General features: G+C 35.6%; 18 protein-coding genes. 4 read left to right on the plus strand and 14 right to left on the minus strand.

The genetic code is table 11. The features are described 5' to 3' along the window. Positions 1 to 76: 76 nt before the first annotated feature. Positions 77 to 316 (plus strand): hypothetical protein, encoded by a 240-nt coding sequence (locus tag RBU59_RS09125; RefSeq protein WP_308147567.1) that lies wholly within the window; start codon positions 77 to 79, stop codon positions 314 to 316. 212 nt (positions 317 to 528) lie between these two features. Here RBU59_RS09125 and RBU59_RS09130 read toward each other — a convergent pair whose 3' ends face one another. The 4 genes from RBU59_RS09130 to RBU59_RS09145 all read right to left on the minus strand — a co-directional run bounded on the left by RBU59_RS09130 (position 529) and on the right by RBU59_RS09145 (position 3,542). Further along, positions 529 to 1,269 (minus strand): ABC transporter ATP-binding protein, encoded by a 741-nt coding sequence (locus tag RBU59_RS09130; protein ID WP_308147568.1) that lies wholly within the window; start codon positions 1,267 to 1,269, stop codon positions 529 to 531. Between the two features lie 18 nt (positions 1,270 to 1,287). Then, entirely contained in the window at positions 1,288 to 2,382 is a 1,095-nt protein-coding gene (locus RBU59_RS09135; RefSeq protein ID WP_308147569.1) for an ABC transporter substrate-binding protein, read from the minus strand. Between the two features lie 97 nt (positions 2,383 to 2,479). Further along, entirely contained in the window at positions 2,480 to 3,277 is a 798-nt protein-coding gene (locus RBU59_RS09140) for an ABC transporter permease (RefSeq protein WP_308147570.1), read from the minus strand. Beyond that, positions 3,246 to 3,542 (minus strand): thiamine-binding protein, encoded by a 297-nt coding sequence (locus RBU59_RS09145; protein ID WP_308147571.1) that lies wholly within the window; start codon positions 3,540 to 3,542, stop codon positions 3,246 to 3,248. Before RBU59_RS09145 ends, RBU59_RS09140 begins: the two co-directional genes overlap by 32 nt. A 552-nt stretch (positions 3,543 to 4,094) precedes the next feature. On the opposite strand from RBU59_RS09145, the gene larC reads away from it, so the two are divergent. Together larC and larE are read left to right on the plus strand one after the other, a co-directional pair. Next, positions 4,095 to 5,621 (plus strand): nickel pincer cofactor biosynthesis protein LarC, encoded by a 1,527-nt coding sequence (gene larC, locus RBU59_RS09150; protein WP_308147572.1) that lies wholly within the window; start codon positions 4,095 to 4,097, stop codon positions 5,619 to 5,621. A gap of 234 nt (positions 5,622 to 5,855) precedes the next feature. Beyond that, positions 5,856 to 6,701 carry an ATP-dependent sacrificial sulfur transferase LarE gene (gene larE / locus RBU59_RS09155; protein WP_308147573.1) on the plus strand — a complete coding sequence of 282 codons (846 nt, stop codon included), beginning with the start codon at positions 5,856 to 5,858 and terminating at the stop codon, positions 6,699 to 6,701. Between the two features lie 154 nt (positions 6,702 to 6,855). Here the strand turns inward: larE and larB are convergent, their stop codons facing one another. After that, positions 6,856 to 7,599: a nickel pincer cofactor biosynthesis protein LarB gene (larB, locus tag RBU59_RS09160; protein WP_308147574.1), complete on the minus strand. Its 744-nt coding sequence runs from the start codon at positions 7,597 to 7,599 to the stop codon at positions 6,856 to 6,858. Positions 7,600 to 7,950: 351 nt separating this feature from the next. On the opposite strand from larB, the gene RBU59_RS09165 reads away from it, so the two are divergent. Then, the gene (locus tag RBU59_RS09165) at positions 7,951 to 8,499 is read left to right on the plus strand and encodes an ECF transporter S component (RefSeq protein WP_308147575.1); all 549 of its coding nucleotides are present in this window, start codon (positions 7,951 to 7,953) and stop codon (positions 8,497 to 8,499) included. Positions 8,500 to 8,614: 115 nt separating this feature from the next. On the opposite strand, the gene RBU59_RS09170 is transcribed toward RBU59_RS09165, so the two are convergent. The 9 genes from RBU59_RS09170 to RBU59_RS09210 all read right to left on the minus strand — a co-directional run bounded on the left by RBU59_RS09170 (position 8,615) and on the right by RBU59_RS09210 (position 18,994). Next, positions 8,615 to 10,468: a polysaccharide biosynthesis protein gene (locus tag RBU59_RS09170; protein ID WP_308147576.1), complete on the minus strand. Its 1,854-nt coding sequence runs from the start codon at positions 10,466 to 10,468 to the stop codon at positions 8,615 to 8,617. A gap of 79 nt (positions 10,469 to 10,547) precedes the next feature. Then, on the minus strand, positions 10,548 to 11,732 hold the full coding sequence (locus RBU59_RS09175; protein ID WP_308147577.1) for a Coenzyme F420 hydrogenase/dehydrogenase, beta subunit C-terminal domain: 1,185 nt from the start codon (positions 11,730 to 11,732) through the stop codon (positions 10,548 to 10,550). 2 nt (positions 11,733 to 11,734) lie between these two features. Then, entirely contained in the window at positions 11,735 to 12,943 is a 1,209-nt protein-coding gene (locus RBU59_RS09180; RefSeq protein WP_308147578.1) for a polysaccharide pyruvyl transferase family protein, read from the minus strand. A 153-nt stretch (positions 12,944 to 13,096) separates the two neighbouring features. Next, entirely contained in the window at positions 13,097 to 13,909 is an 813-nt protein-coding gene (locus tag RBU59_RS09185) for a glycosyltransferase family 2 protein (RefSeq protein WP_308147579.1), read from the minus strand. Positions 13,910 to 14,116: 207 nt separating this feature from the next. Beyond that, entirely contained in the window at positions 14,117 to 14,497 is a 381-nt protein-coding gene (locus RBU59_RS09190; protein ID WP_308147580.1) for a DUF2304 domain-containing protein, read from the minus strand. A 17-nt stretch (positions 14,498 to 14,514) separates the two neighbouring features. After that, positions 14,515 to 15,204 carry a glycosyltransferase family 2 protein gene (locus RBU59_RS09195; protein ID WP_308147581.1) on the minus strand — a complete coding sequence of 230 codons (690 nt, stop codon included), beginning with the start codon at positions 15,202 to 15,204 and terminating at the stop codon, positions 14,515 to 14,517. A 63-nt stretch (positions 15,205 to 15,267) separates the two neighbouring features. Continuing rightward, on the minus strand, positions 15,268 to 16,512 hold the full coding sequence (locus RBU59_RS09200; protein ID WP_308147582.1) for a lipopolysaccharide biosynthesis protein: 1,245 nt from the start codon (positions 16,510 to 16,512) through the stop codon (positions 15,268 to 15,270). A gap of 20 nt (positions 16,513 to 16,532) precedes the next feature. Further along, positions 16,533 to 18,308: a hypothetical protein gene (locus tag RBU59_RS09205; protein ID WP_308147583.1), complete on the minus strand. Its 1,776-nt coding sequence runs from the start codon at positions 18,306 to 18,308 to the stop codon at positions 16,533 to 16,535. Positions 18,309 to 18,532: 224 nt separating this feature from the next. Then, entirely contained in the window at positions 18,533 to 18,994 is a 462-nt protein-coding gene (locus RBU59_RS09210) for a hypothetical protein (protein ID WP_308147584.1), read from the minus strand. Positions 18,995 to 19,151 lie beyond the last annotated feature (157 nt).

Consider the following 19,151-nt stretch of genomic DNA (forward strand, 5'->3'; position numbering starts at 1 on the left):
TGAGGGACATTTGTATGCCTTCTCTCTCATTGAAAAGGAGTGCTCTTAACCATGGAACGAGGAAACTTTTTAGTCATTGTGGATACTACTACCAGAACAGCAATTAATAAAAACAGACAGAGCCTTGCTATTTGTCAGGGAGGAAAATTTCAAAATACTCAGTGACCGGCTCCAGGACGAACAGAAAAAGCTGCGGTATGAATCTGATGCCATCAAAAAGCAAAAATTCAAAAAACAGAAAAAAAACATCCAGAACTTCGTATCCCTGATTCGGAATATGAAGCATCTGGATGAGCTGGACAGGTTGATTGTGTAAGTGCTGATTGAACAGATGGGAAAAGCCACACCGATGCCGACGGTGTGTGGAATCAATAGATTGATATTTTCTACAAGTTAATCGGCAAGGTGGACTTTTGAGCCTTGAAAAAATATGCTTCTTAATTTATCATCACGCTAATATAGGGTTATAGATGTGCAAATCGACAAATGTAAAATATTTATATGGTTTTTGACGCACGAATCATATTATTACTGCTGCAAAATATTTAATATACGTTTTTTATATTCCATAAATTCTTCACTGACAATAAAATCCTTGCCCCTGGGCCTTGGTTTATTAATTATAATCTCTTCAGTTATTCTGCCCGGTTTTCCTGTCAACATATAAATTCTATCCGATAAAAGGATCGCCTCATCAATATCATGTGTTATGAATAACGTGGATAGTTTGATTTGCTCCATTACCTCCAGATACCATTCATGCATACTGCTTTTGGTTATGGTATCTAGTGCACTGAAAGGTTCATCTAATAATGCCACCCTGTCAGAAAATAAATAAGTACGAAGCAAGGCTGCCCTTTGTCTCATTCCTCCGGATAACTGATGGGGATATTTTTTTTCAGTACCATAAAGACCGAATTCTGCAAAATATCCGGCTGCAGTTTCCCTTGCTATACTTTTCTTTATTCCTTTTATCCTTAAAGGCAGCGACACATTATCTAATATTGTCTTAAAGGGCAAAAGCAAATCTTTTTGAAGCATATAGCTGATTTTGCCGGCTTTACCCGTAATGTCAATACCGTCCAAGGTAACTGTGCCGCTGTCCGGATATAATAGGCCTGATAAAACATTAAATAACGTAGTTTTACCGGCACCGCTTACACCCAACAGGCAGACAATTTCATTCCTATTTAGTTCAATGGAGATATCTTCTATAATTTTATTACCATCAAAACTTACTGAAATTCCATTTGCAGTTAGTTTTTCCATGTATATTTCCTTTCCGGATTACTTTGCCAGATAATCGTTACTAAAACCGGTTCCTGCAGGAATTTCTTTTTCAACTAATCCATTTTTAAATAACCAGGCATAAAAAGCGTCCCATCTGGCCGGATCAATATAACCCCATCTTGTTTCTTCTGCCTTATATTGATCAGCAAGCCAGTTCTGGCTTTCTTTTACCAGGGTTTCATCTAATTCGGGAACAGCGGCTAAAAGTATTGCCGCGGCATCATCCGGATTGGCAATCGCGTATTCGTAACCCTGCCTTACAGCATCTAAGAATTCCTTTGCTGTCTCAGAGTTATTTTTCAGGAAATCATTATTACCGATAATAACCGGACTGTAATAATCTAATTCCTTACCGTAATCAGCAAAATTGAAATAATTAGTATCCAAACCTGCAACCTTTGTTGCAATACCATCCCATGCGTAATATACCCACACGGAATCAATATCAGTCTGAAGAGCAGTAACTACATCGGAAACCGTATTGGGGATCATTTTTATATCATCATAGTTACCGCCGTCATCTTCCACAATCTTCTTAATAATAGCAAGTTCTATCGGAGAATCCCATGTTGCATAAGAATGTCCTGCCATTTTAGCCGGTGTATCGATACCGGTCTTTTTCAAGGAAATAATACCTGACGTATTATGCTGTATAATAGCGGCAACTGCAGTTACCGGCATAGAATTATCAGAAGCAAACGTAGGTGCCAGGGTATCCTGGAAACTGATACCGAATTCTGCACCCCCTGCACCGACTAATTCTGTTGTACTTCCTTCCGGTGGCTGCATGATCTCAACATCAAGTCCGGCAGCATCAAAAAATCCTTTTGCCTGTGCTACGTATAAACCGGTATGATTGGTATTTGGCGTCCAGTCAAGTACAATTCGAACTTTCTCTTTCTCACCTGTGGTGTTTCCGGTATCTTCTGCCGTGGCAGGGGTTTCGGCTGCCGCCGCACTTTCTTCTGTAACGGTTTTATCATTCGCTGTATTTGTTTTACCTGTTTCATTTTTTTCTTTATTTCCACAGGCTGATAAAGTCGCTGAAACTAAAACAGCTATCATTAATAATGTCGATAATTTCTTTTTCATAATAAAAAAGTTTTCCTTTCCTGTTCCTTATTCTGTCAATATCTCTAGTTTTTAACGAAGTAAAAAATTATGATTCCTTAAATCAGATAATTACATTTTAACTGCTTACAGCAGTCCTGTCCGATTTCTTTGTATTAGACCGTTCCCAGGGCATTAATGCCTTTTGCATTAATGTCACTAAAAACATCAGTAATAAACTGATCAGTGATATAAAAAAAATCACAGCAAACATTTTATCATAGGAGTAAGATTTCCTGACTCTGGTCATATAAACACCTAACCCGTTAAAACCTCCAAGCCATTCTGCGACAACGGCACCAATTACAGAATAAGATACGGATATTCTAAGGCCAGCAAAAAAATGACTCATAGAACTTGGGAGTTTTATATGAATGAATCGCTGCATACGGCTGGCCCCCATAGCTTTCATGAGATTAATGGCATCTGAATCCGCAGAACGAAATCCATCTAATAAACCTATAGTAATCGGGAAAAATGATGTTATTACAATCAGTGTAACTTTCGGCAGTATACCATATCCAAGCCATAACACCAATAGTGGGGCAATAGCAACCGTAGGCACTGTCTGGGTAATGACCAGTACCGGATAAATCGATTTATAGGCAATCTGAAACCGGTCCATTACTACCGCCACTACAAATCCTAATAGAATTCCTAAGGATAGTCCTATAAATGCTTCCGTTAAAGTTGTACCGGCATGGGTCATTAATAATGAAAAATCACTGAAAAATGCAACCACAACATCGGCCGGCGACGGCAGCATAAACTTAGGCACTATACCAACGGCCGAGCATAGCTGCCATACGGCTAAAATAATAGTGATCGCGAAGATTGGGGATATTTTATAAATGATGTTTTGTAACTTTTTTTTCAATTGTTAATACACCACCCTCCGGTGCAAAGCTTATCTTTACATAGGCAGCTACTTTTGGACATCCGGCTTTTATTGCAATATACTGACAATTTTTCACTACTTCCATCAATTCTTCGTATTCGCCCTCAATAGCGGTTTCACAAGGTCCTACATAATAATTTAATCCGGTACTTTTAATATAAGCGATTACCTCATCAACTATTCTAATTACTTCTTCATCGGTATCCACATGGGGTAATACCTGAATTGCTACATTTGCATTCATTTTTTCTCCTCCTTTTTCTTCAGGTTAAATGATAACCTTACACTCTTATTGTTATTATGTATCTGTTTTCTTATCTACCCTGGCAGAGTACTCTTTTAACCTATCAGGACACACTTTCTTATAGATTAAGAAAGTATCCTGCTTGTGAAGTTCTCTGTCTGCAGCAAAAAACCTCTCCGTTACCGGAGAGGTATGTATATTAACTGGCCTAATTTATTTAAGCATTTTCCTATACATCCCTACGCCGGCATTATCCGGATCAGGTATGAAACAGTTCTCACTGTTTCAGGGTTTAAAACATTTAAGTAGTTTTCTCTCAGCCTAATTCATTAGGCTCCCCTAGTTCATGGCAAGTTTAGCATAACTGCTTCTTTATGTCAATAGTTATTTTTTAAGTACAAATGACCAGTACAATTGATTTTCACTTTGCACCTATTTACAATATTGGAAATGTTTTATTTATAATCTATTATTTGCTTATTTCTGGTACATAATGTTATAATATCAATATATGATTTAAAAAAGTACTTTTATACAGAATGGAGAATAGATATGCTTAAAAAGACTTTGTATTTAGAGTGTTATTCCGGCATAAGCGGTGATATGACTGTTGCTTCCTTAATCGATCTGGGAGCAGATGTGGAAGTTTTAACTGCCGGATTAGATAGCCTTAACGTAGATGGTTATAAAATTGAAATTAGCAGAAAAGCAATTAACAGTATTGAAACCTGTGATTTTCATGTAATTTTAGATGTGCCGGAAACAAATTATATGGTAGATGATAACAAGAATACTCCTTCCGGTGTCACTTTTGAGACACATAGCCACGACTATTATCATAAGCACAACCTGGAACATTCTCATGACCATAACTTAGGACATTTAAAAGAACATACCTCAGAGCATTGTCATATTCAGAACTCAGAACATTCTCACGAGCAGAACTCAGAGAATATTAATGAGCATAAAGCTGAAAATCTCCGTGAACATTCCGGTGGATACAAACATGTTCATCTTAATGCTCGCTTGAAGCAATCGGAAAGCAAACATATTCACTCCCACTCTCATGAGGGAGGTCATCCCCATATTCATTATGGGCACCATGAACATCGGAATCTGAATGATATTAATACAATCATAGATGGCTCAGCTATCTCTGATAATGCAAAACAAATTGCTAAAAAAATATTTTATATTGTCGCGGCTGCTGAATCAAAAGCACACGGAAAACCAATCGAAGAAGTTCATTTCCATGAAGTCGGTGCTGTAGACTCAATCGTTGATATCGTAGCTGTTTCCATATGCCTGGATAATTTGAATATAGGTGATGTAATTGTGTCAGAGCTGTATGAGGGAACCGGTCATATTAACTGCCAGCACGGGGTACTTCCGGTTCCGGTTCCAGCGGTAGTAAATATCGTAACAGAGCACCAACTTCCCCTTCATATCACCTCCATAAATGGTGAATTAGTTACTCCCACCGGTGCCGCAATTGTTGCAGCCATAAGAACAAAAGAAGTTCTTCCCAAAGAATTTAAAATTATGAAAGTCGGCCTTGGTGCAGGTAAGAGAAATTATGAACGTCCCAGTTTTCTGCGTGCCATGTTAATAGAAACTTCCACGAATTCTTCTTCTGATACTGTTCCGGATAAGGTTTGGGTATTAGAAGCTAATATTGATGACTGCAGCGGCGAAGCAATGTCTATCGCTATGGAAACCTTATTACAAAATGGAGCAAAAGACGTTTATTACACTCCTATATTCATGAAGAAAAACCGTCCTGCTTATCTCCTTGGAGTTATATCCAGTGAAGATAAAGTAGAAAAAATGGAAGAAATAATCTTTACACATACTACAACAATCGGAATACGTAAGCAGGAAGCTCTGCGCTCAACGCTTAACCGAGAAATTAAGTCTGTTACAACTCCTTACGGAGAGGCACTTGTTAAAGTATGTACTTATCATGATAAAACGTTTTATTATCCGGAAGCTGACAGCATTAAGAAGCTGTGCAATGAATCCGGTAAAGATTATATAACATTATACAGTCTCGTACAAACCTTAGCCAGTCAAGGTTAATTTAAATTATTGGAATATCCCCAAAACTGTTACTGTTCACTCCCCTGCAAAAAACAGCAGTTCCGCGAACAATAACACGCTTCGCGATGCACACAAAACGCGAAAACAGCGTTTTGGCGCTGCAATTCTCCGGTTTTCTGTGACTTTCGCTTCGCTACACTCACAAAAAACACGTCGCGTTTATTGGCCTGTGAACAGTAACCCAAAACTATCAAATTATAAGGAGTTAGGTCATTGAATCCAACATATGATATAGATCATGATAGAAATAAACAAAATCTAGAAAAACTGGAACAGTTAATGATTCATAATATGTCTGCTGGAATCTGTTTAGCATTTTCCGGTGGTGTTGATAGCAGCCTTCTGCTGAAAATAGCCTGTGATGCAGGTAAAAAGATGAATCATCCGGTTCTGGCCATAACTTTTGAAACAAAACTTCATCCTCATGGTGACTTAGCTGAGGCTAAAGCTTTAGCCGAAAGCTTTGGCGCAGTCCATAAGGTGATAGAAGTCGATGAATTTGCCGACCCTGAAATTATGTATAATCCGGTCGACCGCTGTTATCGTTGTAAGAATCTTTTGTTTAAAACATTAATAAAAACCGCCGAGGACGAAGATTACCATTATTTAATCGACGGAAGTAATTATGATGATTTAAATGCCTATCGGCCAGGGATGAGAGCTTTAAAGGAATTGGGGATACACAGCCCCTTATTAGAACTTCAGATAACCAAAAAGGAGATTCGTTCTTTATCATCTGACCTTAACATAGTTACCAGTACCAGACCCTCTGCACCATGCCTTGCGACCAGACTTCCATACGGAGCCGCTTTAGATTTTAATCTGTTGGAACGCATCGATCTGGGTGAAAAATTTATAAAAAGTCTGGGATTTTATAATGTAAGATTAAGAGCCCATAATGATATCCTCCGTATTGAAATTGATAAAGAGGATTTTATGAAGTTCATGGAATGCCAGGAGGCGGTATTGAAACGTCTGAAAGAATTAAGTTTTGTATATATTACTCTGGATTTGGAAGGTTTCCGTTCGGGAAGTATGGATATTAATATAACTAAATAGTTTTATTGTATAAGTTATAAGCAGATAGATGTTACAGTACCGCTATTTAAAAAGGGTTGTTGCAAAACACAGAAACTATCTTCCAGGTATAGCCTGATAAGTTTGCTGATTTACAACAACCTAAATTTTATTACATTTTATAAATCACTTTTTATTATTCATTCTTTAACCGATTTATCTGTGTAGCTATATAACCTGCCCCAAAGCCGTTATCAATATTAACTACAGCCAGACCTTCCGCGCAGGAGTTAAGCATGGTAAGAAGAGCAGATAATCCTCCGAAGTTAGCACCATAACCAATTGATGTAGGTACTGCAATTACCGGTTTATCAACAAGTCCTGCAACTACACCGCCCAATGCACCCTCCATTCCGGCTACCGCTATAATACAATTGGCTTTATGGATATCATCCATTTTGGACAGAAGTCTATGAATTCCTGCCACCCCTACATCATATATCCTTATTACATTCGAGCCAAAAAATTCAGCTGTTTGAGCTGCTTCTTCCGCTACGGGTATATCTGAAGTTCCCCCTGTGCATACCGCCACACAGCCCACTCCCGGTTTTTTAATTTTTTGTATGGATAAGATGCGGGAGGTTTCATCATATTCCACCATTGGTAGTACTTTCTTTACCTCTTCATATTGTTCCCTACTGGCCCTGGTTCCTAAAACATTGGTATCACGCTCATAAAATCTAACAAAAATATCACTGAGATGTGATATTGATTTTCCCTGGCAAAATATTACTTCTCCAAAACCTGAGCGTAACGTTCTGTGATGATCCAGCTTAGCAAATCCCAAGTCTTCATAAGGCAGTTTCTTTAATAAATTCTCCGCTTCTGCAAGGTCTATCTCATTGTTTTTTACCCGTTCTAATAATTTATGTATATCCATAATTATCTCCTTTCAAATGCACCCACGATAAATTGTATAGGAGTGCCTCACCAAATTCATCCTGCCTGACGCAGCCTAACATAGTAACACTCTTACCAGGTTTTCCTGCTGAAAACCCCTGATTAGCTCTCAATACTAAAAACCTATTCCTATTATACATCAAATTACTTCATATACATACTCTTTCTTAATTACATAAAGTAATTATATTAAAATAAAATCTTTGCCATGATGTATATCTGGCTCTATTATTTTTATCAATTCTGGAGCTTTTAATCATGCCAATATTATTATAAAGTATCAACAAGTTAAATAAATCAGGAAGTTGTATTGTTGAAAGGAGTACAAACAATGAATAATAAGACACTTAAGCTTGTAGTCGCCGCATTAATGGCAGCCATGACCTGTATCGCAACCATGATAATCAAAATTCCCTCTCCTACATCGGGTTATATTCATATGGGCGATGGTTTTGTATTATTATCCGGTATTATACTCGGGCCTGTCTACGGTGGTTTAGCTGCCGGAATCGGATCTATGTTTGCAGATCTATTCTCTGGATATGCAGGTTATGCACCTGCTACCTTTATCATTAAAGCATTAGCCGCAGTAGTCGGCGGTGTTGCTTTTTATTTAATTACCTCTGTTACCCCAAAGATTTGGCTGAAAATGATTTCAGTTATTATTGCCGGAATATTAGGCGGCATAGTTGTAACAGGCGGATATTTTATATTTGAAGCCCATATAATGGGACTTGGTTTTGCTGCAGCATTAACCGGTGTACCATTTAATTTACTCCAAAATGTATTTGGCATTATTGTTTCGTTTCTATTGTTTCCGGTATTATATAGTATACAAAACCTAAAAGGTTTTAATACTAAAGTTAATAAATCAATTTAATTATAGCTTAACACAATACGTTGTTTTAAGTGGTTTCTTATGAAAATATAAAGCCTGATATAAAAATTCAACATTTTATATCAGGCTCTTCCTCTGCATTTGACAACTACTTATCTTATTCTTTTATTACATAGGTAGGCACCATTTGTTTTACACGTGTTCTGATGTCATCAGTTTCTTCCTTAGCCGCACGGTCTAATTCTTCTACTTCTCTAAGAACTGCTTCTTCATCCATTTCAATTGGTTTTCCGATATGTATTAATTTATTTTTGGTGTCCTGTAACCCCTCTTCATCCATTAGTAGTTCTTCGTATAACTTTTCTCCGGGCCTTAAACCGGTAAATTCAATTGAAATGTCTCTTCCTGGTTCATAACCTGATAAACGGATTAAATTCTTGGCAAGTTCGGCAATCTTAATAGGTTCTCCCATATCAAGAACAAAGATTTCACCGCCTTTAGCATATGCACCGGCCTGAAGTACTAATGATACTGCTTCGGGTATAGTCATAAAATACCGGATAATATCCGGATGGGTAACGGTAACGGGACCACCGCGTAATATCTGCTCTTTAAATAAAGGAATTACACTTCCGTTGCTTCCTAATACATTGCCAAACCGTACTGCCACAAATTCCGTTTTAGACCGTTTATTAAAAGCCTGTATTATCATTTCACAGATTCTCTTGGAAGCGCCCATAATATTAGTCGGATTAACTGCTTTATCGGAAGATATCAGTATAAATTTCTCAACAGAGAAAGCATCCGCAGCTTTTGCCATCTTATACGTTCCGCCCACATTATTTTTAATTGCTTCATTCGGACTGTCTTCCATAAGCGGAACATGTTTATGAGCTGCCGCATGATATAAAATATTAGGTTTATAATGTTCCATAATCCAATTCATACGGTTTGAATTACGAACAGACGCAATTAAAACCACCAGATCCAGATCAGGATATTCACTTTTTAACTCCTGCTGTATAAAATAAGCATTATTCTCGTAAATATCAACTATAATAAGCTGTCTGGGTTTGTGTTTTACTATCTGTCGACACAATTCACTGCCGATAGAGCCACCGCCGCCGGTAACCATAATAACCTTACCCTTGACATAATTCATAATACCTTCCATGTCAATATTAACCGGTTCCCTGCCAAGCAGATCTTCTATCTCTACATCTCTTAACCTGGTGACACTTACTTCTTCATTTATTATTTGATACATACCGGGAAGAATTTTTAGAACGCAGCCTGTCTCCTTGCAAATTTCAAGGATTTTCTTTATATCTTTTCTGGAAGCAGAGGGCATAGCAATAAATATATCAGTTATGTCATATCTTTCTGCCGCTTCAATTATTTTGTCACGGCCTCCTACAACCTTAACTCCCTGTATGTAACTACCCAGTTTATCCTTATTGTCGTCAATTGCACAGATAATAGTGCCCTTTACATAACCGCTGACTGAAATCTCCCGTATTATGGAACAGCCTGCTTCTCCTGCACCAATAATCATAATCCGGCTCTGTGAACTACCATGATGTCGTTTGGAAAGCCGTCTTGCATAACGGTAAAAGAACCGGCTTATACTGATCAACGCCATCATAAATAAGGTACTTAACGGATAATAACTTCTCGGAACATGTATGGTAAAAATGAAATGCATCCCAATAAGCTGTAATGCACCTGCTATCATGCAGGCAAAGATAATATTGACCAGTTCATCAATTCCGGCGTATTTCCATAGGCTGTTATATAATCGGAATAAGAAGAATATAACAATGGATGTTACCGTGTTTATAATTACATAAGATAAAACTGCCTCAGCATACTCCGTAGGTATCTGGCCCAAACGGAAATCAAACCGGATCAGCAATGCCGAAAAAGATGCAATATTAATTAAAATAGCATCCAGAATAATCAAAAACAGTCTTCTTATAAATAATCTTTTATCATAAATAAATTGTTTCAAACTACTTCCCCCTGCTCTTTATATCAGGTGTATCTATTACCCTAAATATCTTAGCATATAAATAAACGAGATACAAGTTTTACTTAAAATATACTTTAATTATAAAAGTATACAAGCCAGTCTTTTTAAGTACCGGTACTGCTATTTTTTTAATTACCCATTGAACCGGTGTCAATCTTCCATATTTTAGTAAAACTTCAATTTTCCCCTTATTTATATATTCTTCCCAGAAAATCTTCCGTTTGGACGAAATTTTACTGGGCGCTTCAAAAATCGGCTGATAGAAATCGTCGTGGCTGCTTTCTGCTATCTCCGTTTTATTTTTAACAGCCTTTATCAGGTCTTTTCCCTTTTTTGTATTGGCAAGTACCAGGGAAACACCATTATCATCGTCAAAAGCCCGATTCGACTTTTCAATACCCCAATAATCCGCTAATGTAAGGTCCGTTACTCTGTGATAATTGGCATAGATGCACTCATGACAGGATGGTCTTAAGATAAGATGTGAAAAAAATAATATATAAAAAGGGTCTTCCTGCATGTTTTTTATATATATGTTTTTCGTTAATTCAACTTTTAAAGAACTATTCCTCCATCCGGTATCTTTACTGCGGAAATTAACTTCTTTAACTTTATCATGATACATTTCTTCCAGGTACGTCTTATAATCTGTCCAGATCTTTGGACTGGGCACACCATGACAGGCAATATCACAGAGGATCAATCCGGAATATTCTTTTTTAAGATAATTTTTCAGTCCGTCATTCTGACAGGGTGTACCGGTAAATAATACGTTTTTACCGCTTTCCAGAGTATTTTTTATCTCCTTAAAGATAGTCCCCAGATCACTTTGAACGTATTTTGAGCCTCTCATTTTATCCCTTTGCTTTTTATCCGCCGCCTTATTGTGAACAACCTCAAAACGGTCATTAAAAACTGCACCGTAAACAATTCCTCCCTGCTCTAAAACATAATCAGAAATAACAGTAAATGCTCCTCCTGAGGTACTTTTCTTTAACACACTTTTCTCCGTGTGTCTCATTGCATATACGGCCTGGTCTTTCGGGATCTTTTCTTTATATTCCTTTTTATGAAAAGGGCATACTCTTACACAGGCTTCACAAGAGGTACAGGATTCTGTATCTATCACAGGATACAAAAAACCCTCTTTATCTTTTTCCATAGTTATGGAATTATTGGGGCAGATATTTAAGCAGGCCGTACAACCGCAGCATTTTTTTTTATTTGCATATAAGTTAATCATATTTATCCGATCTTCTTTTTATAATCCAAAGAATTTGTTATCATTTTATTATCCTTTACGGATAACATATTACTCAGGTAATCCATGGATTCGTACCTGAGTTTATCGAGTTTTCTGTTTACTTTATTAAAATCTATCTCTGCACTGCTATAGTTGAATTTAACATATTTTTTCTTTGAATTACCGTATTTCTTTTTCTGTATCAACCGGTCCTCCAGCCCGAACGTATGCAGAATATGTTCTATACGTGAGGACATAGCCCCTCTGATTCTTTCTTCTGCTATTTCCACATAAAAATTACGGTTAAAATTAATGGAAAATGCGACTCCGTGAAAAGAATTAGTTACAATATACTTTCCATTTCGAATTTCCGTAAGCCATTCCACCGGTCCAACATCCACTCTGTAGTTTTCCTTTATATTTCTGTGAAGAGGTTTATTTAAAAGACGTATTGGGCAGTTTACCTTCTCCGATAATTCTCTTGCAAACTGCAGGAGACTTTCCGAATATTCAAGCATATAAACAATGATAACATTGTCCGTATTCGATTTCACACCCATAAGTTCCGACCACTCTTCCTTTCTTAAAAGTAAAGTCGGATCCAATACAACTTTTGCCTCTCGATGTACCAGTTTAGATAATAAATCTGCACCAGCCGTTTCTCTTACGGAGAGATATCTAAAATCTGCAAGAAGTCTTTTATATTCCCTTAAATATTTATCAGGAATCTCCTTAATCCCGAAACTGGCTGCATAACTGCCTTTCTTTTTACTTTCCGCTACAAAGTCCAGCAGGTAGTTTTTATCAAGAATTACTCTTCCACAGTTCCAGACCTGGTCACTGCCTGATATAAACAGATCATATTCATTATTTATGTATTTGATATTATCACTAGTAACCATTCTGCTTAAGTCATATCGTTTACGAAAAGTATTAAATTTAGCCGCAACAGCTTTTCTATTAAAAAAAAAGGTAGTTAATACCATACGTATAAATTCAAGATTTGAATATCCCTGGCGGTCAGGTGCCGCCCTCAGGAGACATTTGATTTTATTTTTCTGCCACAGATAAATATCTCTTAAGTTTTTTCTGTTATAATCGATAATATCGCAGTCGCACCCTAAACCTTTAACGGTTTTCTGCAGCGCATATGCCTGCAAAACTGCGCCGTAGTTATTCACTTTATGAAATGTAATTATACCTACTTTCATGTTTTCACCCACTTGTATAACGAATCTGTTAAACTTCGCTATTGCCTTTACTGTTTACTAATCTTCTAGTACCCGGTATCCGAGACTTTTATGATTCTCCTGTACTTTTGGGGAACTAATCACCCTGTTATCATTTTTCCGTATTGCCGCCATTCATTTATTGTTTCCCATATCCAAGGAATTAGATTTTTCTGATTTTGAATAAAACTTAGCTAAAAACTTAGCAATACACTCCGGCCAAAATCTGCGAAACATTTCATAATCCTCTTTTGAACGGATCTGATCCCCGATTATGGCTGTCGTGGCGGATTCCTCATGAATTCTGTGATAAGTTAAGATTCTGCTGCAATAGACATAATCGCCCTTTCGCCGTGACAGTTTCTCCCATGCCTGCCAGTCCTCATCAGAGCGGAAACCGACCAAAAAGACAGTATCAGGAAGATTATCTTTACAAAAAGTCACCGAGGGGCAGCAAATAGGATTTCCAAAAGACAGGATTCTTCTTCTGACAAATTTACTTTTTTGTAAATATCGAACAGTAAGTGGTAATAACATCAGCCGTTTTATTTTTAACATGGTATTATTTTTTACGATTTTTCCTTGTCTTATTTCTGCGTAATCTGTAAAACCGATTAATGGATGCTCTGCCTGTTTCATCTCTTTTAACATAATTTCCGTATAATATTTGGAATATATGTCATCCTGATGAGCAATGGTTGCATATTTGGTGTCCGCTTGTTTATATGCAAAATTCCAATCCTGCACAATTCCCTTATCTCCTGTGTTAATTCTCAGAGGTATCTCATATTTGTCTGCAAGACCGCATATATAACCATTTAAGGTTGATGTTACCATAATCAGTTCAGAACCTACCGTCTGCTTAACTAAAGATTGAATACATTCCTCCAGAAACGGACTTTCCTCATAGGCACAAATAATATAGGTATGTTCCCTGACCGTACTCAATGCCGTATCTCCTTTTTCTTAATTATTTTAGATTAGGTAATTGCGAAACTCAAAATTTGTATTAATATTCCATGCAGTTCATACAATTTTAGAGCTGAATCTTGCCCTAAAAGGCAACTGAAGCTATAAAATTCGTATGAATTGTATGGAATATTTAGATAACTATATTGTTTTGCAATTTCTTAAATTATTTTAGATCGTTATCTGCTAATCCTGATGTGACGTATCTGCGGCATTCCTGCTCTCAAGGTCTCGTATTCTTTTTTCCATTAAAGCATTGTCCTGAACCAGCCGTTTTATTTGATCGCTTTGTTTTGAAACAATCGAAGTGATAGAAATTAATATTATTAAAATAAAAAATAAAATTATGGCAAATAGCCCATTACTGGCCAATTTAATATCCGCTATATGAATAAACCAGTTTAATATTTCGGGAAAAATAAGCAGTATTGCCATCCCTGCCCCGCCGAATATCCATAATAAGGTATATTTTAATGAAAGAGTTTTCCTCTTTAATAGCGTAAAAATAAGTAAAAAGTATAAGGCCAAACCAATCGTTAAAAATAACCGAAGAGCTGATGATATCATATGTAAACTCCTCCCTTTCAGAATTTAAGCCGATAGGTAAATATTGCAATTGATACTTTTATCATATAATAAATAGATTTCCAGGAATGAATGGAACTGCTTCCCGCTTCTCTTTCATGCATAATGACAGGAACTTCTTTTATTCTGCCTTTATAAAAAGCTCCCGCAATAATTGCTTCCGGCTCAGGATAATCCTGTGAATATTCTTCGGAATATATTTTAATAAATTTCCTGTTTACGGCACGAAATCCACTGGTAACATCTTTCACCCTGGTTCCGCTGCAGATTTTGATTAACATACTTAAAAAATTAATGCCCATTCTTCTTAATCTGGATGACTGAAATCCCTGCTTTAATATAAAACGGGAACCGATTACAATATCGGCTTCCTCGTCCACAATGGGTTTTATTATATTTTCAATATATTTAGCATCATGCTGCCCATCACCATCCATTTGTACGGCAATATCATAATCATGCTCTATGGCATAGTGGTATCCGGCTTGAACCCCTCCCCCGATACCAAGATTAACAGGCAGAGAGATATAATGATATCCTTTCTCTTTACATACTGAGACAGTATTATCATTGGAACAATCATTTACTACTATATAATCAGCATAAGGAACATATTTCTTTAACTGGGTTATTACCTTTTCAATATTATGTTCTTCATTATAAACCGGTATTATGATTAGTAACTTCATTTTGCACCCATACCTTTCAATGTCAGGTCCTTACTAATTATATAAGGAACCAATTAGGACAGTTTATCTTAATGTTTTAACTTTATTTATAACAGTTAATACCAACACGCTCAAAAAGATCAGAAACAAAATAATACTTGATATAAAACAGACAACGGAAGCACCGAATATATTGTATTTTTGCACCAGAACTGGACTGATCACTGTCGTAATAACGGAAGCCGCCGCATAACCGGCAAGCAGGATTACCTGTTTACGCATTGCCGTAAGCACATGGAATAACAGATAGACACATGCTCCAAAACCGCCGCTTATCAATAACAGAATTAACTCATTCCGGTATTTCATTAAATCTACTCCGTAAACAAAGGTCAGAACATCAATTCCAATTAAATATCCGGTCGCAACAACAACTACTGTTATAACTAATATGCCCATCATTAATCGAAATATATAAAAAACAAAGTTTTTTATCTGGTTTTGTTCCCATTTGATTGCAATGTCTGTTAATAAAGGTTTAAAAATAAATTCGCTGAATAAATTAATCACAAACGCAGGCATAAACAAAATATTAAAAAAAGCTTGTATTTCTTCCGTCAAATAACGATCTATCATATATTTAGGTATATTATTAATATAAAGTGCTAAAAAACTGCCGATAAATAATGGAAAGCAGTTTATGAATAAAGTAATCAGTTCTTTTTTATTCAGTTCTAATTTTACGTCAGTTATTTTTTTAGCAGTTGGTACATTTATAACAAAGCAGGCTGCTACTGACAGAAGCCCGGTAATTATACATGTTAACAAAAGATCTTTTGTTATTACTAATAGGATAATAAAAGCGCAGAGGGTGATTAAATTTCTTGCGGTTAAATATTTCCCGGCGATATCGATACGGCCGTTCTGCTGAAATAAACCATGAAAAACATCCTCCAGGGCATCCGCCATCTTTATGATACAAATACTAAAAACAATGGCCGCTTTCATAAAGGTATAACCACTCCAGATAACGTAAACTATACTGATTATCAGCATGAGGGCACAGGTCAAAATACGGGAAAGATAATAGGTGGAAAACTTTACAGAACCTTTCATATCTGTAGCCTGATAAACCCTCATACCATATCTTCCGATGGTTAACATTAATTGTGCATTAGCAAATCCCAGGGCAAAAATACCCGCATTAAAATCTCCGCATATTCTTGTTACAAATATTAACAGCAAAAAGGAAGTGCCTGCATTGCACATGATTCCCATTGTATTCCAAATAAACTTACTTGCATTCCGGGTTATCTTTATGGGGCTCACTTTTATCTATCTCTTCTCTCTTATTCTTCTTGTACTCTTGAATATAAATAATACCTTTTTAAATTAAGATTTACCTTTTCATACCCTTTAATGGAAAACCATTTATTTGTTAGAATATATTTTGGATAATCTATGGCAGCATCATGAAACTGATGGTTAAAACTATACAGGTTAAGATCCCAGAAAGAATCATCGGGATAATCCTTAATATATTTGGTGAAATCCTCTGTCTTAGAATAATAATAGTCCGGGCGTTTTAAGAATGTTTCCAGTTTAGCATCCGAAACATTCTTATCCGAAATAATTAATAAGGATCTCCAGTTAAAATCCGGCTGCTGTTCATCTAAATATTCATTAATTGCCAGCGCATCCGAGTTTTTATTGACTGAATTTTGTTTATCATTATAAATATAAATATAGGTATATAGATTATTTATAATGCCGGATGATAATAATCCTATCACCAAAAGAGCATAAAATAATTTAATCTTCTTTTTATATAAAAGGTAGATTCCAACCGAAATCCCGATAATAACCAGCATACGCAAGGTATTAACCATCATCTCGCTGTCAAAAAGGTACTTAATATAATTAGCACCTACACAGTCTATGGTTGACCCTTCGGCAGGCATAATGCTGATATACCCTAATAACAATACGTATAACAAAGAAATAGCTATAATGGAATTATTAAATTTTATTATTTTTACTTTGTCATAAATACTGAATAATACTATTAATAACGGCACAATCAGATAGAACATATATCGGAAATGGAACCGGTGCATTACCTCATCTAAATTTTCAGCCGGTATGATTCTAAGACAGATAACCATAATAGTTGAGAATAAAATAGTACCAATCAGCAAAAATAATTTACCTTCTTTTTTATTCAAAAACTTACCAAAAGATAAAGGTAAGGTAATTGTGAAATATCCAAAGTATAAGGTCGATAATAACAAATAAGATAAAGTAGGGAAAACCAATCTGCTTAACAAATAACTATCAAACATATTCTGCAAAATGGCAATAATGGTTGTTTCGGCAGAGGATTCTTTAGAGATTCCATTTACAAGGTTGAAAAAGACATCATATGCCACCTTTAATACCATAAAAGTCGTTACAAAATACAGTAAACTAATCAGACATTTTTTTCTGTTTCCTTTATCAAAAACCAAAAACTGCAATATATAATATAAAGCTACTCCTGCAAAAATATTAAGTGCCATTTGTTTACATAAGCTGACCAGGAAAATATAACTGCTTAAAAAAATAATATTTCTTAACTTATACTGGTTTTTTAATATAATTACAATGAAAATATAAAAAAACCAGATTACCATTGGATAATACAGGTTCTCCTGTAGTATCTTGGTTGTATAGTACATTTCCGGTACCATAATGCTTAAAAAGGCAATAATATAGGAGCGAAACCGGTTATTCAGAAATTTCTCTGACATGAAATAAGCAGGAAATAAAACGGAGCTCATTAAAACCGAATTAATTCCCACTGCAATATGATATTGTGTCTGTACGTTGCCCAATATATGGGAAATGGATAATACAATGGAGTATAATATTTCCTTATAACTTAATATATCATTTCGAAAATTACTCCCCAAATGATAATATATGGATTTGCTTAAATTCCAATGCAATAATTCATCATAAAAAACATTCATCTGGCCGCATAGGATTCCTAAGCCAGTCCGTACTATAACACTGAAAATAAATGTTAGAATTAAAATAATATATATATTATGGCCTTTTTCAATAAATGCTTTTATTTTTGACATAATTTTCGCTTTCGTCGTATGAGTAATTTCTTGTTTTAACTATATCTATTCTCGTTTTATACTATATCTATTCTTTCCAAAAAGTATTAATTAAACATTACTGATTATACCTATTATTTAAATAACATGTCAATAGTATATCCATTGGATTTTATAAATTATTTGGTAATTTTTTGTGTCCTCGGATACGAGGCTTTTAAATCACTTGCCTTTCCGGGGACAATTCATACCAGTTTATTAAATGGACGGAGATTTGCAAGCTGCCTGTTTTCCTCCTTTAAGAGGAATGTTAAAATCTCATGAAAATACGGTGGAATTGACGAAGCGCTTGACATTTCAATAATTTGAGAAAGCAGAAATATCTGTTTATTTTCATTATCAATCGCTTTTGCTATTAATTGACCCGGTGTAACTATTCCATAATTATTCAACGCCTGTTTCATATTAATAAGAAGATAATTAACATAACCCATTAGTTCATCTCCAATTGGATATTCTTCCTTTGCCTCCTCATCTCTTATAAGATTGCTGTATACCTCTATATGTTTTCTTTCTTCTGACACAAGGATAGCTGCGGTATTTTTCAGTGCAAAATTTTGATTTTCTAGGAAATGCTCATAAAATTTTTCAAGGTAAAAACCTAAATCCAATAATTTGTGCAATAAATCTGTATTTGTATTTTTCATATTAACCCCTCAACTTTTATTGACTATAACATTATATATTATTTCTGAAAATTTACAATCGTAACAATTAAAAAGATTGATTTATTATTATATAAAATGACGAAAAGTTACTTTATTCATTATTAATCTATCTAAATCTTGTATATTTTCTTGCCGG

It is taken from the genome of Anaerocolumna sp. MB42-C2, assembly GCF_030913705.1.
Lineage (GTDB): Bacteria > Bacillota > Clostridia > Lachnospirales > Lachnospiraceae > Anaerocolumna.

Excerpts from the sequence above, each read along its gene's own strand:
- RBU59_RS09135 (WP_308147569.1), bottom strand. The coding sequence starts at position 2,382 with ATGAAAAAGAAATTATCGACATTATTAATGATAGCTGTTTTAGTTTCA.
- RBU59_RS09165 (WP_308147575.1), top strand. The coding sequence starts at position 7,951 with ATGAATAATAAGACACTTAAGCTTGTAGTCGCCGCATTAATGGCAGCC.
- RBU59_RS09195 (WP_308147581.1), bottom strand. The coding sequence starts at position 15,204 with ATGAAGTTACTAATCATAATACCGGTTTATAATGAAGAACATAATATT.
- RBU59_RS09205 (WP_308147583.1), bottom strand. The coding sequence starts at position 18,308 with ATGTCAAAAATAAAAGCATTTATTGAAAAAGGCCATAATATATATATT.
- larC (WP_308147572.1), top strand. The coding sequence starts at position 4,095 with ATGCTTAAAAAGACTTTGTATTTAGAGTGTTATTCCGGCATAAGCGGT.
- RBU59_RS09210 (WP_308147584.1), bottom strand. The coding sequence starts at position 18,994 with ATGAAAAATACAAATACAGATTTATTGCACAAATTATTGGATTTAGGT.
- RBU59_RS09180 (WP_308147578.1), bottom strand. The coding sequence starts at position 12,943 with ATGAAAGTAGGTATAATTACATTTCATAAAGTGAATAACTACGGCGCA.
- RBU59_RS09175 (WP_308147577.1), bottom strand. The coding sequence starts at position 11,732 with ATGATTAACTTATATGCAAATAAAAAAAAATGCTGCGGTTGTACGGCC.
- RBU59_RS09145 (WP_308147571.1), bottom strand. The coding sequence starts at position 3,542 with ATGAATGCAAATGTAGCAATTCAGGTATTACCCCATGTGGATACCGAT.
- RBU59_RS09130 (WP_308147568.1), bottom strand. The coding sequence starts at position 1,269 with ATGGAAAAACTAACTGCAAATGGAATTTCAGTAAGTTTTGATGGTAAT.
- RBU59_RS09190 (WP_308147580.1), bottom strand. The coding sequence starts at position 14,497 with ATGATATCATCAGCTCTTCGGTTATTTTTAACGATTGGTTTGGCCTTA.
- larB (WP_308147574.1), bottom strand. The coding sequence starts at position 7,599 with ATGGATATACATAAATTATTAGAACGGGTAAAAAACAATGAGATAGAC.